This is a genomic window from Pseudomonas sp. BN505, from assembly GCF_029873175.1.
In the GTDB taxonomy this organism is placed as follows: Bacteria; Pseudomonadota; Gammaproteobacteria; order Pseudomonadales; family Pseudomonadaceae; genus Aquipseudomonas; species Aquipseudomonas putida.
Map to the genome: position 1 here is coordinate 101,773 of NZ_SSOI01000012.1, position 15,461 is coordinate 117,233.

General features: G+C 53.8%; 13 protein-coding genes. 7 read left to right on the plus strand and 6 right to left on the minus strand.

Annotation, left to right across the window (positions count from 1 at the left end; all coding sequences use genetic code 11):
- The first annotated feature begins 38 nt into the window (after window positions 1-38).
- Genes E8E78_RS00690 through E8E78_RS00700 form a run of 3 tightly spaced genes read left to right on the plus strand, consistent with a single transcriptional unit; the run spans window position 39 to window position 3,604 of the window.
- A complete protein-coding gene (locus tag E8E78_RS00690) occupies window positions 39-1,313 on the plus strand; it encodes an OprD family porin (RefSeq protein ID WP_280311626.1) in 1,275 nt (424 codons plus the stop codon).
- A gap of 47 nt (window positions 1,314-1,360) precedes the next feature.
- Window positions 1,361-2,500 (plus strand): acyl-CoA dehydrogenase family protein, encoded by a 1,140-nt coding sequence (locus E8E78_RS00695; protein WP_280311627.1) that lies wholly within the window; start codon window positions 1,361-1,363, stop codon window positions 2,498-2,500.
- 21 nt (window positions 2,501-2,521) lie between these two features.
- On the plus strand, window positions 2,522-3,604 hold the full coding sequence (locus E8E78_RS00700) for a CaiB/BaiF CoA-transferase family protein (protein ID WP_280311628.1): 1,083 nt from the start codon (window positions 2,522-2,524) through the stop codon (window positions 3,602-3,604).
- A gap of 92 nt (window positions 3,605-3,696) precedes the next feature.
- On the opposite strand, the gene E8E78_RS00705 is transcribed toward E8E78_RS00700, so the two are convergent.
- On the minus strand, window positions 3,697-4,677 hold the full coding sequence (locus E8E78_RS00705; RefSeq protein WP_280311629.1) for an NADPH:quinone oxidoreductase family protein: 981 nt from the start codon (window positions 4,675-4,677) through the stop codon (window positions 3,697-3,699).
- A 38-nt stretch (window positions 4,678-4,715) separates the two neighbouring features.
- Window positions 4,716-5,393, minus strand: a complete 678-nt coding sequence (locus E8E78_RS00710) for a nitroreductase (protein WP_280311630.1) — start codon at window positions 5,391-5,393, stop codon at window positions 4,716-4,718.
- A 91-nt stretch (window positions 5,394-5,484) separates the two neighbouring features.
- Here E8E78_RS00710 and E8E78_RS00715 point away from each other — a divergent pair, with 91 nt between their 5' ends.
- Window positions 5,485-6,363, plus strand: coding sequence for a LysR family transcriptional regulator (locus E8E78_RS00715; protein WP_280311631.1), 879 nt, complete (start codon window positions 5,485-5,487; stop codon window positions 6,361-6,363).
- A gap of 439 nt (window positions 6,364-6,802) precedes the next feature.
- Here the strand turns inward: E8E78_RS00715 and E8E78_RS00720 are convergent, their stop codons facing one another.
- The gene (locus E8E78_RS00720) at window positions 6,803-7,729 is read right to left on the minus strand and encodes a LysR family transcriptional regulator (protein ID WP_280311632.1); all 927 of its coding nucleotides are present in this window, start codon (window positions 7,727-7,729) and stop codon (window positions 6,803-6,805) included.
- 145 nt (window positions 7,730-7,874) lie between these two features.
- On the opposite strand from E8E78_RS00720, the gene E8E78_RS00725 reads away from it, so the two are divergent.
- A complete protein-coding gene (locus E8E78_RS00725; protein WP_280311633.1) occupies window positions 7,875-8,939 on the plus strand; it encodes a hypothetical protein in 1,065 nt (354 codons plus the stop codon).
- Between the two features lie 547 nt (window positions 8,940-9,486).
- Here E8E78_RS00725 and E8E78_RS00730 read toward each other — a convergent pair.
- A complete protein-coding gene (locus E8E78_RS00730; RefSeq protein WP_280311634.1) occupies window positions 9,487-10,821 on the minus strand; it encodes an MFS transporter in 1,335 nt (444 codons plus the stop codon).
- A gap of 209 nt (window positions 10,822-11,030) precedes the next feature.
- Window positions 11,031-11,567 (minus strand): hypothetical protein, encoded by a 537-nt coding sequence (locus tag E8E78_RS00735; protein ID WP_280337071.1) that lies wholly within the window; start codon window positions 11,565-11,567, stop codon window positions 11,031-11,033.
- A gap of 150 nt (window positions 11,568-11,717) precedes the next feature.
- Between E8E78_RS00735 and E8E78_RS00740 the strand changes: the two genes are divergently transcribed.
- Window positions 11,718-12,653: a LysR family transcriptional regulator gene (locus E8E78_RS00740; protein ID WP_280311642.1), complete on the plus strand. Its 936-nt coding sequence runs from the start codon at window positions 11,718-11,720 to the stop codon at window positions 12,651-12,653.
- Here the strand turns inward: E8E78_RS00740 and E8E78_RS00745 are convergent.
- On the minus strand, window positions 12,650-13,789 hold the full coding sequence (locus tag E8E78_RS00745) for a porin (protein WP_280311635.1): 1,140 nt from the start codon (window positions 13,787-13,789) through the stop codon (window positions 12,650-12,652). The two genes, E8E78_RS00740 and E8E78_RS00745, sit on opposite strands and share 4 nt — an antisense overlap.
- Window positions 13,790-14,161: 372 nt before the next feature.
- Between E8E78_RS00745 and E8E78_RS00750 the strand changes: the two genes are divergently transcribed.
- Window positions 14,162-15,460: an MFS transporter gene (locus E8E78_RS00750; protein ID WP_280311636.1), complete on the plus strand. Its 1,299-nt coding sequence runs from the start codon at window positions 14,162-14,164 to the stop codon at window positions 15,458-15,460.
- Window position 15,461 lies beyond the last annotated feature (1 nt).

The following is a 15,461-nucleotide window of genomic DNA, read 5'->3' on the forward strand; positions in this document are numbered from 1 at the left end:
CCATGACTCCGCACAAAAATAATTAATGGAGTATTCGCATGAGTTTTCGCTCAGCGGCGGTGTTGCTCACTACGCTGCCTTTTTCCTTTGCTGCACAAGCAGAAAACACTTTCTTCTCTGATAGCTCTGCCAGCGTGTTGTTCCATAACTACTACATGGATCGTAGCTTCAAAGACACTGATAACCCAGCTCTCAAACGTGAGCTTCGCGAATGGGCGCAAGGCATTACGCTCGACTTAAAGTCTGGCTTCACGGAAGGCCCTCTTGGATTTGGCCTGGACCTCAGTAGCATGACCGGGATCAAGCTGGACTCGTCACCTGACCGATCCGGGACTCAATTATTGCCTCTTGACTCCAAAGGGCGGGCTGAGGACGACTTCAGCAGTCTCGGTGGGGTCGCAAAAATGCGCTATGAAAAATCTAAGCTCAACTATGGGCGTATGGTGCTGACCTTGCCAGTAGCATTTTCAAGTCCTGGAAGACTACTTCCCCAGACTTTTCAAGGCACAACGTTCCAGTCCGAAGATTTTGAGAATCTAACCTTGATGGGCGGCTATCTGGATCGAATCAAATTTCGAGATTCAAGTAACTACGAAAACATACGTGTAACCGCTCAGAACGGGCGTTTTTTGGATGTCGACTCCAGCGGATTCACCTACGTAGGCGCCAAGTACAACGTCGCACCTAATCTCACCGCAAGCTACTATCATGCGACGTTAAATGACATCTACCGTCAAGACTACCTTTGGTTGGTACATGATTTTGAGCTGGGCCCAGGCAAACTAAAAACAGATTTTCGCTGGGTGAAATCCGCTGAGGATGGAGCCGCCAACGCAGGGAAGGTCGACAACGACAACTATGGCGTGGTTTTTCGCTACTCTCTCGGCGGCCATACTTTTAGCACTGGTTACATGGGATTATTTGGAGATACTGCGCAACCATATATGGGGCGTAGCGAGCCATCACCGACCGTTGAAGGTGCTATTTCCACTGATTTCCTCAACGCAAAAGAACGCACTTGGCAGATTCGTTATGACTACAATTTTACCGCAGTAGGTGTCCCTGGGCTCACTGCCATGATATGGCATATGCGCGGAGACAACATTGAGCTTCCGGAGCGCATGGGAGGCAGCGGTTTATACGAGCGTGAGAGCCAGGCGCAAGTAACCTATGTCATCCAGTCAGGCCCACTTCAGGGACTAGGGTTTAAGGTTCGACACTCTTGGTACAGAAACAACTTCACGCAAGCAGCTTCCTTCCGTGACAACAATGACTTGCGCGTAAACATACTTTACACATGGAAGCTCTGGTGAGTTCAGTTATAGGGGCTCGATGGAAGCCTGCTTATTAAGGAGCGTGTATGCGGCGTATAGGTTTCAGCACTGAACACCACATTTTCCGTGATGCCTATCGGACTTTTTTGCAGAAAGAGGTCCAACCGAAGAAACAAGCCTGGCGGGACGCTGGAATCGTCCCCCGGGAAATGTTTAAAAAAATGGGCGAATTGGGATTTTTATTAGTTTGGGCCAAAGAAGAACATGGGGGCCTTGGCCTTTGGGATTTTCGATACCAGCAAATCATGATCGAGGAAGACAATCGCTTCGGTGAGGTGGGTTTCTACCACACCCTTCATAGCCGTCTCGTGGCGCCCTACATTCAGCATTTTGGCGATGCAGGGCAGCAGGAACGTTTCCTTCCAAGGTGCGCCGCTGGGGACACCATCCTCGCTATCGCCATGACTGAACCTGACGCAGGAAGCGACCTCGCCGGAATGAAAACCCGCGCCCAAGAACAAGCGGACCATTGGGTTATCAACGGAGCCAAAACCTATATTTCCAATGGCATCAATAGTGATGTGGTAGTTGTCGCCGCCAAGACCAATCCAGAGAATCCCCGTCAAATTGGTCTGTTCCTGGTTGAGCGCGGCATGCCGGGATTCGAGCGAGGGCGGCGGCTGGAGAAGATGGGGGTCCATGCGCAGGACACCGCAGAATTATTTTTCAATAATGTTCGCGTACCAAAGGAAAATGTTCTAGGCAATAGTGCGCTGGGCCTTCAATATCTAAAAAACTCTCTGGTCGAGGAGCGACTTATCTCCGCAGTCGGCTCTTTGGCTAATGCTCAGTGCGGCTTTGATCTCACACGTAACTACGTAAGTGAGAGAAAAGCTTTCGGAAAAAAGATCGCTGACTTCCAAAACACTCGCTTCACGCTCGCTGAAATGGCAGCCGACTTAGAAGTAGCTCAAGTCTATGTCGATCGCTGCGTAGAGCTTCACAACGAAGGCGAACTGTCTGTTCAGTCCGCGGCAAAAGCTAAGCTAATCACGAGCGAACTGGAGTCCAGGGTCATGGACAGCGGTGTACAGCTACATGGAGGTGCAGGGTACATGAAAGAGTACGAAATCTGTCAGCGATTCCTAGACGCTCGGGTGTCTAGGATTTTCGCGGGTAGCTCGGAGATCATGAAAGAAATCATAGCCCGCTCGATTCTGGGATAACAGCATTGATTCGGAGGAGCCATGGGGCCATTACAAGGAATAAAAGTTGTGGAGATGTCGGGAATCGGGCCAGCGCCGTTTTGCGCCATGGTCCTTGCTGATCTCGGTGCAGAGGTAATTCGCCTCGTACGACCCGGCACCACAGTGGATCACCGCGATGTATTGAGTCGCAACCGCCCCACTGTAGAGGTAGATATCTCGACACCCGATGGCCAGGCATCGGTGCTAAACCTAATCGAACACGCCGATATTCTTATAGAAGGCTTCAGGCCCGGTGTGATGGAAAAAAACGGCTTGGGCCCGGCCGAGTGCCATGAACGAAACGCAAAGCTAATTTATGGACGCATGACTGGATGGGGTCAATTCGGGCCTCTAGCCCACTCGGCCGGTCATGACATTAATTACATAGCTATCACCGGTGCACTTAATAGCATAGGGCGCAAAGATGAGACGCCCCCGCCTCCGATCAACTTCGTCGGTGATTTCGGTGGAGGTGGCATGCTACTGCTCGTGGGGTTGTTGGCGGCATTGCATGAGGTCAAGAGTTCTGGGATTGGCCAAGTGATTGATGCCGCAATGAGCGATGGAACGACCCTTCTCTCATCGTTCATATACGGCCTAAAGGCACAGGGACAGTGGACTAGCGAGAGAAGCAGCAATCTCCTAGACGGTGCGGCGCCATTTTACGACACTTACCGCTGTGCCGATGGCCGATTCATCGCATTAGGTGCGATCGAACAAAAATTCTACCAAGAGCTTCGTGATCGTTGCGGTCTTGAAGGTAGTTTGTTCGATGAGCAGTTGAACCAAGCCTGCTGGGCAACTCAAAAGCAGGCTCTGAGCGGCATCATTGCATCGCGTACTCGTGAAGAATGGTGCCAGCTGCTTGAAGGAACGGACGCTTGCGTGGCTCCAGTGCTCGATTGGGATGAAGCACCATTACACGAACACAATCGGGCTCGTGAGACATTTATTACTGTAGAGAATGTGATTCAGCCGGCGCCGGCACCGCGGTTTTCACGCACTGCACCCAGTATTCCCAAATCACCGCATACGATGTCCTTAGCGCAAGCAATGGATCGCTGGAATGTGAAGCGTGACTGATTCCCCTTAGGCCTGCTTAGCGGCACTACGATCCAGTCATAGCCGTGGTGAGTAAAAAGGGGCGTTCGCCTGCGCCCCTTAATATTCTGTATTCAAGTAACCGAAATTTTAATTACAGTTTTTCCGAGTCCTTTCCCACTCATGGCGTACTCAAGCGCTGCGGAAAATTCCTGGAAACAGAAAACCTTCCCGATCGGTGGAAGGAGCTTACCCTCCGATACCCAGGCTAGTAGCTGTTGGAGATGATCTTGGCTTTTCTGATGCTCGAAAATTGCAAACTGACGAACATCGACACCCACTAACGAAGCGCCCTTCAATAGTGGGAGGTTTGCTCGAAGCGCCGGAATTGGTCCGCCAGCAAAGCCCACAACAAGGTGCCGTCCCCCCCAGGCCAACGATCGGAACGCTTGCTCAAAAAGCGGACCGCAGACCGGGTCAAACACGACATTAGGGCCTCCCTCGTTACAGAGTTCTTTGACCTCCTCTCTGAATCTCTGTGACGTGGAATCGATGACGTGATCTGCTCCGACCTGTTGTGCAAAAGCCCGCTTTTCAGCCGTAGAAGCTGCTGCAATAACTTTCGCCCCCAAGCATTTCGCGACCTGAATTGCTGCTGACCCAACCCCACCTGCTGCGCCTAATACCAGCACCGTTTCATCAGGCCTCAATTTACCGCGATCCCGCAGGGCATGAAGGGCCGTGAGATAGTTAATTTTGAAACCAGCAGCTTGTTCGAAACTCATGCCAAACGGAATCTTGCTGACCGCTGCGGCAGAAGCAATCGTAAGCTCAGCGAAACCGCCGTGGACCTGGGTGATCACCCTTTCGCCAACTTCCAACCCACTTACTCCATCACCCAGTACTGTCACCACACCGCTAATTTCTTGGCCAGGCACATGCGGTAACGGTGGCCTCACCTGGTATTTGCCGAGAGACTCCAGCGCATCCACATACCCTATTCCGCAGCTAGCGACCCTGATTAGGACTTCACCTGCTGAAGGCACGGGGTCTGGTGCATCAACCATTTTGTAATTGGAAATCGAATCAAGATCATGGCTTTCAACTCGCTTCATTAGAGCCTCCATTCATGTCACAGTAGGTGTCGTTGGCCTCAGGCGAAGCCCCTGAATTCGGCTAATGCGTCGAGAGGTTCGCGATCCGTTCGCAGCGCGTTTATGGCATGTGAAGTGTCCGCGTATCCAACGGCAACGCCGCAGAAGACCATAAGCTCATCGGGTAACTTCAACTGGCGTTGCACAGTCTCATGGACCAAGGTCCAACAAGCCTGTGCACAGGTGGCTAGGCCGCGCTCTTGGGCAAGCAACATAAGGGTTTGCAAATACATTCCCAGGTCTGCCCACTGTGCGCGTCCCATGCTTCGGTCAATGGCCAAAATCATTCCGACGGGGGCGTCAAAAAAAGTGAAATTGCGAGCAAACTGCTTGGCTCGCCCTTCCCGATCATCCCGGGTCACATTGATTGTCGCGTAGAGGTCTTCTGCGCATTTTCCACGGCGTGACTGGTATTCAGGTTTTAAGCTTCCTGGGTAAATGGAGTAACCCATGCCCTCGCCACGCGGATTCGCAGATAGGGTTATAGCTGCTTGCTCTTTGAGCTGGGCGAGATCGTGGCCAGTGAGCACATACAGCCTCCAAGGCTGTAAATTACCGCTTGAAGGCGCGTATCTTGCCGCCTCGATGACCTCACGCAATACCGATTCGTCGACACCTCGCGAGAGGAACGCCCTGGTCGAATGTCGGTTTTTCACTGTTTGAGCAACCGGTGACATATCAAATCCTCACAAAAGTCACTCAGCATCCTATCCTTGCGATTTTCGGATTAGAATAAGCATCAGGCGATATCACTTATGCGTAAAGTCGATGAATAAAACCTCACTGGCAGACGTCGAAGCGTTCCTCGCTGTGGCTGAGTGCAGCAGCTTCGTAAGGGCTGCGCGAGAGCTTGGCGTTGCTCAATCAACGGTAAGTCGACGCATCTCAAATTTGGAAGCCCGCCTTGGCCATCAACTCATACTCAGAACCACACGCAAGGTAGCTTTAACTGACGCAGGACTGAGCTACGCAGCTGACTTGCGCGATGTCATGGCCAGACTTAGCTCAGCCGATGCCCGCTTGCAAAGCGGGATGTTGAAAGCGGAAGGTGTTCTTCGCGTGACAATGCCAACGTCATTTGGCAGAAAATTCGTTCTCCCTCGAATCGCATGCCTATCCACCCAGTATCCTGGCCTACGCTTTGAAGTGAATTTGTCTGATAGGTATGTTGATCTCCTAGATGGAGAATATGATGCGGCCATCCGCTTGGCCACACCTGCTCAATCAGGGATTAAGTACGATAAGATCGCCAGCTTCACACTAGCTCTATGCGCTTCACCGGCTTATTTGGAGCAAAGTGACCAATTAAGCGACCTGACCGATCTGCAAAAACATTCTTGCTTGGCGCAGTGCACTTATGCGCCATTAACCAGCTTTACAGCCATATGGAAAAGTAAAAAAGTAACGATTCAGATCACGCCAAAAATAACTGCAAGCGACTCGACCGCCCTTCGGACACTGACGCTAGAGGGTGCTGGCTTAGCAGTTTTACCCCTCTACCTTGTCGAACAAGACCTGCGAACAGGAGCATTGGTAAATGCATTACCAAGTCTTGAATTTATTGATTATGAAGTTTTCGTAGCTTACCTCAGACATCGAAAGGATTCAGAAAAGATGAAAGTTTTTCTAAAAGCGCTTTCGGAATAGCCACAAGTTTACCGCCAACTCCTAAGGTGGCTTGAGATCGAAATATTTCAAGCGCAATCACTTTGCTCTCGGCCCAGGTAGTCTATCATCGACGGGAATAACATCGTTACTAGCACAGAAATGCATTAATATAATTTCAGATACCGCGACTCACCTATCTCATAGTATCGTGCTCCTGACCTAATCTTTAGAAATCAAGAATCCGTCAAATAGTTTTGGAGCGCGTACAATATGGAGAGTATACAGTTGCAATTTTTAGCGCTCTCGATCAATGCCGAATTACGGCGCTCAACTTCAGCCTCTGCTTCACTAGAAATGCAAGAGCCGCAGAAATCCCGTTGATAGGAGATGTGGACCAACACACCTGCTCCTTCGACCACATCGACAACATTAAGCTCACACTAAAATGGCGTAAAAACTCTCTTATCCGCCCAACCAATCAACTCAACTCATCCAGTAATCGGACCACATTCTCAGCAAACCACTCTGTCAAAGGATCATCATTCAACGCAGGATGCCATGCAAGGACTATATTAAACTCTGGAGACTCGAAGGGTAGATCAGAAGTTTCCAAAAAAAACATTTTTGCAAGCCTTCCGCCAGTCCTTTTTGGCACATTACACAGAACCGGCACTTGTTGAAGAACAGATGGAACCGTACTGAAACGCGTCACCGACCCTACCAATCTCCGCGAAACTTCCATCTCCTGCAAGTGCGAGTCGAGCATTCCATTCATCCGCCCTTGGGGAGAGACTTGGACCTGAGGGGTAGTAATAAATGTCCTCAAATCAATTGGCGCACAAACTGACTGAGGGTCATACAGGCTTACAAAGCGCTCTTTATAGAGTACTTTGTGCGGTGCTTCGACCAGTTGATCACACCGAACTGCCGTCAGTACAATATCTGCTCGCAGTGACTGAATTGCCTCATCAGCTGTTTCATAATTACTGTCCAATACCAACAAGGTAATTTTTGGCGCGAGCCGCAGACAGACCTCTAGAAGTGCGGGAAAAAGCACCACCTCTAAATCATCAGCCATTGCAATTCTGACAGTACGCTGAATGGATTTAAGGTCGAACTCATCACGACTTGTCAATTGGCTGTGCAAGGCCTTCAAAAATGGATCGACCATGGTCGCGATTGAAACAGCCCTTGGCGTAGGGAGCATCTCTGTACGGCTCCTTACAAGTAGTGGATCTCCAAAGGCGGAACGTAGCCTGCGTAATGCCATACTGATAGCTGGCGACCCCACCTTCATGATTTTAGCAACTTTCTGAACGCTTCTTTGTTGAACCAATAGAGACAATATTAGTAGCAAATTGAGATCAAAATCTTTAAATTCACTAGAATTGAATTCGCTCTTCATCAAAATCACCGTTGCCAAATCATAGTGCTAATTTTAATCTAAGTGAAAGGAGATCGGTAGAAGCTCTAAGCATCGCCGACCTGGCGACCCAACATCACCATTATAGTCGCGCTCCTAAAAAACACGATGACTGAGGTGCCCCTATATGTCGAAAGCTCTTACTTATAAACTTTTAGCAGTGTCACTAGGCACGTCTATTTTGGCCAATGTGGCATCAGCGCAAACCTTCGATCCGTCACAATTGCAACCAATCAAGGGCGTCAGCAACGTCGAGGACTTGATTGCTATTAACAAGAGCTGGGTAATAGGCACTAGCTATTCGGGAGCGAGCAACCCCACCCATCTTTACCTATTCAACGCCAAGAACCGATCATTTGAGGACTTGCTGCCATCCATTGCTTCCGCACCGGACAAGAACGCCTTTCCGATGTGCCCAGGGGCACCTGACTTCAAGAAGATGTCGACCCACGGGCTCGATTACTACCCTGAACAAAATCGTTTGCTTGTAGTCAATCATGGCGGCAGGGAAAGCGTAGAAGCTTTTGCAGTCTCACAAAATGCAGAAGGAAAGCCTTCTCTCACTTGGATTGGCTGTGCGATAGCACCCAAAACTGCTTACTTAGATGCCGTCGCCGGGGTAAACAGCAACGAGTTCTACGCCACAAGCTTATGGAACCCCACCGATCCTAAAAGAGTTAGCATTTTAGCGGCGGATAGGCCAAGCGGAGTCCTTTACCATTGGACTGCTGCCGCGGGGTACACTGAGGTCAAGAATATCCAAGGTCTGTCTGGACCGAACGGGCTATTGTCCACACGAGATGGTAAAACTCAATTTATCAACTTGTGGGCTGACAATAGCATTCTTCGTCTCGAACATAGCGGCAATAGCTACATTGCCAAAACGGTAAAAACTGATTTCCACCCTGACAACATTCGGTGGGCACCGGACAGCCAATCTATTTACATCGGCGGGCAGCCCGGCTCCGTTACCGAAATATTCAAATGTCTAGGCTCAGCGGTAGAAACCTGCCCAAATATAAAATCACAAATAAGCGTTCTTGACCCAAAATCGATGAAGGTTCAGCCATTGCTGCCCTCCGGAGTGTATAACGGCTTGAGCGTCGGCACTGGTGCAATCGAGGTTGGGAGGGAACTTTGGCTAAGCACTGCTAAGAACAACATGATCGGCGTGATCCCAGCGAAGAACTGAGTAGCGTATTCACCGGATACCACTTGGCTTTCGTGCTCTCCAAATATCAACTATGCCGCTAGCCCCTGCTTATAGTTAGCGGCATTACTGCACACACGATAATTTTGCGTCGCAACTCCATATCAATACAGCCATCCGTCGAGTGCAACTGCAATAGTACCCTTGCATTGTTAATCAGCTTCACCAGTTGTCTGAAGAGGATGTACCTGAATAAAACTGCCGGAGCGTAGAGCTGCCCGTGCAGTTAAATCAACTATTTTCTGATAATGCCATGCTCTGTGCGGCTGTGATAGCGAGCTGGTCCCGAGAAGCGGCAGCTATGAGTCGATAGCGTTCGGTCGTAACCAGCTGCTTCCGCCCCTGGTGAGCTTCAGCAAATAGTTCCGAAATTTCCAACTTGCCCCCTTACGTAGCATTGCATAAGCAGGGCACAAGCCGTTGCTTGCAGGGCCCCGCTTCTGCGGCAGAAAGCTTACGAAGGTTGGCGTATATCGAGCGAAGCAGTTCACCCCTGCCACCACTAGACTTCACGACGTAGGGTAATCCCTCAACTGCTAAAACGAGAGGTCGCCACGACGCGCCGATTCTTCTTCCCAATGATGAATACCAACAATGATCCAGTTGCTGTCAAGGCGCACAGTGGAAGCAATGCCATAGGGAAGCTACCGGTCTGATCGCGCAGCACGCCGATGACCGAGCTCATAGCCCCTGTGCCCAGGTGAGCAAAGGTGTTAATTGCCGCAATGCCCGTGGCCAGCACCGCTGGCGGCAGAGTTTCAGAGCACAGGGCCCAGAACGGTCCCTTAATGGCGTAGTTGCCCATCAACACCATGGTCAGCAATACCAAAGTGACGCTCAGGGAGTCGGTGAACAAAGTTGCGGCGAAGCTCAGCGCTGTGATTGCCAGTGGCAGGGCCGTGGCTTTGATGCGTTCGCCGCTTTTGTCGGCCTGCATGCCCCAGAAGATCATGAACGCTGCCGCGATACCGAACGGGATCATGTTCAGCAGACCGGTCTGCATGTTGGACAGGTGGAACGATTTGAGAATCTGCGGCATCCACAGCGACAGCGTGTTGCTGGTTGCAGAACTGCCCATGTAGATGATCGACAACACCCAGATGTACTTGTTGGTGAGCACCGCTTTTAGCATACCACTCACCGTGTGCGCGGGCTCTTGAGCGCCGCTGCCTCGCGCAGCACGTTCCGCCGACAGTTGCTGGCTGAGCCACGCTTGCTCGGCGGGTGTCAACCATTTCGCTTCGCTGGGACGATTGGGCAATACCTTCAAGGCCAGCAGGCCCAACAGAATTGCCGGCAGAGCCTCCAGCATCAACAGCCATTGCCAACCCGCGAAGTCGGCAATCCCGTCCATTTTCAGCAACACGGCCGACAGCGGCGAGCCAATGAAGTTGGACAGCGGAATGGCCACCATGAAGATTGCCACTACACGTGCCATGTACGCTTTAGGGATGCACTGGGAGAGGTAGAGGATCACGCCAGGGAAGAAGCCTGCCTCAGCAGCCCCGAGTAAAAATCGCGATACCGAATAGGAAATGGGGCCGACGGCAAAAGCCGAACAAAATCCGACGATGCCCCAGGTGATCATGATCCGGGCGATCCAGCGGCGCGCCCCGAAACGCTCCATGGCCATGTTGCTGGGCATTTCGCAGAGGACGTAGGCGACAAAAAACAGTGTGGCGCCGAACCCAAAGACGCTGGCAGTGAGTCCAAGATCTTGATTCATGGTCAGGGCAGCAAAGCCAATGTTGACTCGGTCAATGTAGGCAATGAAGTAACACAGGACTAAGAAGGGAATCAGGCGAATCCCCATCTTGCGCATGGTCGACTGTTCAACCCCGACCTCGGTAGTTTGCTTGTTCATGGAAGCCACTCTTGTAATTGGATTAGGCTGCGCGTGGGCAGCATCCTCGGAAGGCTTCGAGGATGTAACAACAGGTTTCCACAACGAGCTTTCGGTAAGCTTTCAGCAAAAAAATTTGGATGAGCGGTCAGCTCTGGCACGATCAGCCGCCATCAATACCGAAGATTCGGGCAGCCTGATGGGCAGGCGCCTCCCACCTTGAGATCAGCTTACTGAGCGATCTGAATGGTTGCACAACGGCGCAGATAGCGGTGCAGACTGGCTCTGTCATGAGCGATGATCAACTCCCTGCGTCGGGGGTCGAAGAAAAATGGGCTATAAGCAGTTCTGCCACCCTCAGCGTCAAACCGGATACGGCCGCAGGTGTAGCGCCCGTCCTGTGAGCGGCCGAGGCTTTGCAATTCCACGGTATCGGTGTGAAGAACCTTCGGGTTACTCAAAACCGCATGGCGTACCTGCTTTTCCAGTTGCTGCTTTGAATCGCAGCCTCCCAAGGTGAGGAGCGTGAGAGAAAAGATAATCCGACGGATCAGCGGATTACCAGTTGCGCCGGCGGCTGTTACCGTTTGCGCCGCTAAACCGCAACTGCCATTGCCCCGCTGCCTCACCACCTTGAGCACGCCTATCGGCAGCCAGGTTACTCCCGACCAGTGCGTAGGCGTCAGCGGCCGATCAGTTGCGCGCTGCAGAGCTTCCTGGCGCACGGCATCGTTAACTGCATTGCAAGCAGTGGCATTTCGTTGCATGACATCAAAAATCCTTAAGCAGAATTGAGAGGACTCAAGCAAGACGTTTGATCGCCTAGAACTTTCACTCAGGACCAGTAGAAACTTACTGGTGGCCGCCGTCGATGCACTCTGGCCAATATCTTGCTTCGGGTAAAACCTGAATCCTCCATGAGAGCTCCCCCCTTGAAACTGCATCAAATCAAAGCACTGGTCGCCATCAGTCAATGCGGTAGCATCAACGAAGCCTCCCAGGTTTTGCACGTGACCCAACCTGCTCTGAGTCGCTCGATCAAGGAACTGGAGCATGAATTGGGCCTGACCTTGCTGCAGCGCTCCTATAAAGGGATGTCACTGACCGAGGAAGGGCGCCGGGTGATCCGCCATGCGCAAATGATGATCGAGAGCATGCGACGACTGCAGGTCGAGGTCGACAACATCCATGATGTCGCCGTGGGCGAGGTGGCCATCGGCGTGACTTCGCTGACGGCCATGCTGCCGGGCTTCGAGCAATGCCTTAACGACTTTCGTATCAAGAATCCGCGGGTACGGCTCAAGGTGATCGAGCAACGACCCAGCGTGATTCTGCAACGGCTGCGCGACGGCAACCTCGACTTCGCTTTGACCTCGCAACAGAACACTCAACGCTTGAACCTCGACTGGGAAGCGGTCCAACGCATAGAGGGCGCGGTGGTGTGCAGTTCCAGCAATCCCTTGCGCCATGCGCGGTCGCTGCGCCAGCTGCAACACTCTCACTGGATCAGCCTGGATGAAGTTGACGACCGTTCCTCGCAGTTTTTCCAGATGTTCGAGTTCAACGACATCCACGCGCCGCTGAAGGTGACCGAATGTACAGCCATACTCTTGGCAATGAATTTGATCAAAAGCGCCGATGCCTTCATGACATTGAGCAAGGTCGCCACTTCGAGTAGCACGATGGGAGCCATGCAGGGCCTGGTTTGCGTCAACCTTGATGAGATCGTTCCGGACTACCCCATTTACCTGGTTTGTGTTGACCGGTACGCCCTGACCTCACCAGCCAAGGATCTGTTTCTGAACCTCAAGAACAAATTGGCGATGCAGGCCCAGCCTGAGCGCGTGGACTAGAAGTGGTAATACATGCCGATCGACACGTTCTGAGGGTCATCACCCGGCTCATTAACGCGAATACCCGCATAAGTGACTGACGCGTCGGGCCGGTTGCGGATGAACGCCAAACGGCCATAGACAGCCCAGTTGGGGCGCAGGAAATGGTCATAGCCAAGCATGACGCCGAACGCATCCTTGTCGCCGGCATCTATTTCGCGCTTGACCAGTGACAAGCGAGCCACATCGGCCTTGCCGACAGGCGCCGACACGCCTACCGACCACGCTGTCATGCTGGGGGTGCCGGGGTAGTCGACATCCTGGCGCTGCCAGCTGAGGCTTGTGGCCAGCGGCCCGAAGTCGTGAAACAGCGAAGCCGCCTTGAGGTAGTTGTGGGTCTGGCGCGGGTTGCCGTTGTCGTTCCACGGGTCGCTCAGGTAATCGTTGTACGACGCCAGCACTATCCACCTGGCATCGGCGTACTGCACGCTCACGCCTTTGCCGCGCAGCGTGCGGCCGCTGCTGGCGGCATCGTCGAAGCCAAAGCTCAGCGCACTGCCAAGGCTTACCCCGGCGAACTTGGGCGTGGTGTAGGCCAGGGTGTGCTTTGGCCGCAGGTCCAGGTAGTAGGCGCCTTTGCCCGCAGGCGGTGCGGTGAGGTAGGTGTAGGGTGAGCCATATACCGCCAGGAACGGGTCGGCGAAGGTTGGCGGCCCCATGCCGTAGGTCTTGCCGAATTCAAGCTTGCCGTACTCGCGGGTGCGCAGCGCCGCCACCGCCAGGCGCAGGGTGCCAACCTGCTTCCAGTGCTCGCCGAGGGTATCGCGGTTGAGGTTGAAGCCTTCCTCCACGTCCAGCTCCAGCACCGTGTCGGCATCCACGGCCTTGCGCATGTACACTCCTACCTTGTTGGTCCAGGCGCCGCCACCGGCTAGCCGGTAACCTGAGTGGTGGTCGGAGTCCTGGTAGTTCACGAATGCGTCCAGCGTCCCGTAGACCTTGAGTTTGTCATCGAAGCCCTTGTCGACGTTGTAGTAGCCAAAACCCGAGGCCACCCGGCCGATAGCCGGAAACCCTTCGGCAAGACCGGTTGCCGGCAAACCTACGCCGACTACCAGGGCTGCCAGTGTTGCAGTGCACACAGGGGACTTGCTCATGCCAAAGCTCCTAGAGCTTGCGATCAGGTGGCTTCAGCGTTTCGCAAAATAAAATGCAGCGGAAATTACCCTTGTGCCGAGGTTATGCCCAGTCGTTATGCCCTGCGCTCGATAACGTATGCCTTGGCCTGCCAGATGCTGCCAAAAGGCCGCAGCGAGCCGGGCCATCGCCCTGCAAGGGCCAACGACAAGCGACCCTTTGGTGCATCGCAGCCTGTATTGCGCCCCGCCTGCACTGCGATGAAGCGCAATGTGCAGGCCAGCGCACAAAGGCCATGCCTGCTGGTTAATTGCCTACTCAACAGGCAAGTGATTCCCCCTCTCCCTTGCTCGATAGTGCTTGCGACCACGCAAATGTTTCGGGAGGCAGTCATGAGCACCTTGCATACGGACACCCCACTGGCGGTCGCGGTGTCCAGCCCTGATCGTTCCACCGGCGCTTCACGCAGAGCCACCGTGGCCTGTGCCCTGGGCAACGCCTTGGAGATGTACGACTTCACCATCTACAGCTTCTTCGCTGTGATCATCGCCAAGCACTTTTTCCCCGCGCAGTCGCCCATCGCCTCGTTGCTGATGTCGCTCACCGCGTTCGGCGCAGGCTTCCTGATGCGCCCGGTCGGCGCCTTCATCATCGGCCGCATGGCCGACCGCAAGGGGCGCAAGGCGGCCCTGACCCTGACCATCTTGCTGATGACCATCGGCACGGCGTTGATCGCCTTTGCCCCCACCTACCAGCAGATGGGCGTATTCGGCACCTTGATGCTGGTGGCGGGGCGCTTGATCCAAGGCTTTTCTGCCGGCGGCGAAATCGGTACTGCCTCGGTGATGATGATGGAGTCGAGCGCCACCGCCCAACGCTGCCGCAATGTCAGCTGGCAGTCTGCAAGCCAGGGTTACGCGGCGCTGCTGGGCGCCAGCGTCGGCTTGCTGCTTTCCAGCGTGCTGAGCAGCGAAGACCTGGAAAGCTGGGGCTGGCGCCTGCCGTTCATGCTCGGGCTGCTGATCGGCCCGGTGGGCTGGTACATCCGCCGCTGCGTGCCGGAAACCTTCGAGGCCAGCCCGCAGGCCAGGCAGCACTGGCGCGAGGGCTTCGACCTGCGTTCGATCATCCTGTCCACCGGGCTTCTGGCGAGCGGCACCATCGGCATGTACCTGTTCATCTTCTACATGCCCTCCTACCTGATCACCACCCTGCACTACCCGCAACGCAGCGCCCTGGCCATCGCTTGCGTTGCCAGCGCGTGCCTGGCGTTGATCTCGCCGATCGCCGCGCGTTATGCCGACCGGCATCGGCTGCGCAAGAAGCTGCTGGTATGGACCATCAGCCTGCCGGTGCTCGCCGGCTGGCCGGCGCTGTACCTGCTGTCGCACACCACCAACCTGTACAGCGCCATGCTGATCGTCGCCCTGCTGGTATTGCCGGGCTGCGTTGGCTGCGGTGCGTTCCTGGCGATGATCATGGAATCCTTCGCCAAGTCGCAGCGCGGCCTGGGCATGTCGCTGAGCTACAGCGTCGGGGTGACCCTGTTCGGCGGTTTCTCCCCGCTGATCGCCGCCTGGCTGACCGCCACCTTGAACGACCCCACCGCCCCGGCCTTCTACCTGCTGGCCGGGGGCGCGGTAAGCCTGGTGTGCCTGAAACTACTCCCTGAAAACACTGGACGAGACTGAC

Excerpts from the sequence above, each read along its gene's own strand:
- E8E78_RS00730 (WP_280311634.1), bottom strand. The coding sequence starts at position 10,821 with ATGAACAAGCAAACTACCGAGGTCGGGGTTGAACAGTCGACCATGCGC.
- E8E78_RS00740 (WP_280311642.1), top strand. The coding sequence starts at position 11,718 with ATGAGAGCTCCCCCCTTGAAACTGCATCAAATCAAAGCACTGGTCGCC.
- E8E78_RS00705 (WP_280311629.1), bottom strand. The coding sequence starts at position 4,677 with ATGAAGCGAGTTGAAAGCCATGATCTTGATTCGATTTCCAATTACAAA.
- E8E78_RS00700 (WP_280311628.1), top strand. The coding sequence starts at position 2,522 with ATGGGGCCATTACAAGGAATAAAAGTTGTGGAGATGTCGGGAATCGGG.
- E8E78_RS00710 (WP_280311630.1), bottom strand. The coding sequence starts at position 5,393 with ATGTCACCGGTTGCTCAAACAGTGAAAAACCGACATTCGACCAGGGCG.
- E8E78_RS00690 (WP_280311626.1), top strand. The coding sequence starts at position 39 with ATGAGTTTTCGCTCAGCGGCGGTGTTGCTCACTACGCTGCCTTTTTCC.
- E8E78_RS00720 (WP_280311632.1), bottom strand. The coding sequence starts at position 7,729 with ATGAAGAGCGAATTCAATTCTAGTGAATTTAAAGATTTTGATCTCAAT.
- E8E78_RS00750 (WP_280311636.1), top strand. The coding sequence starts at position 14,162 with ATGAGCACCTTGCATACGGACACCCCACTGGCGGTCGCGGTGTCCAGC.
- E8E78_RS00695 (WP_280311627.1), top strand. The coding sequence starts at position 1,361 with ATGCGGCGTATAGGTTTCAGCACTGAACACCACATTTTCCGTGATGCC.
- E8E78_RS00745 (WP_280311635.1), bottom strand. The coding sequence starts at position 13,789 with ATGAGCAAGTCCCCTGTGTGCACTGCAACACTGGCAGCCCTGGTAGTC.
- E8E78_RS00725 (WP_280311633.1), top strand. The coding sequence starts at position 7,875 with ATGTCGAAAGCTCTTACTTATAAACTTTTAGCAGTGTCACTAGGCACG.
- E8E78_RS00715 (WP_280311631.1), top strand. The coding sequence starts at position 5,485 with ATGAATAAAACCTCACTGGCAGACGTCGAAGCGTTCCTCGCTGTGGCT.
- E8E78_RS00735 (WP_280337071.1), bottom strand. The coding sequence starts at position 11,567 with ATGCAACGAAATGCCACTGCTTGCAATGCAGTTAACGATGCCGTGCGC.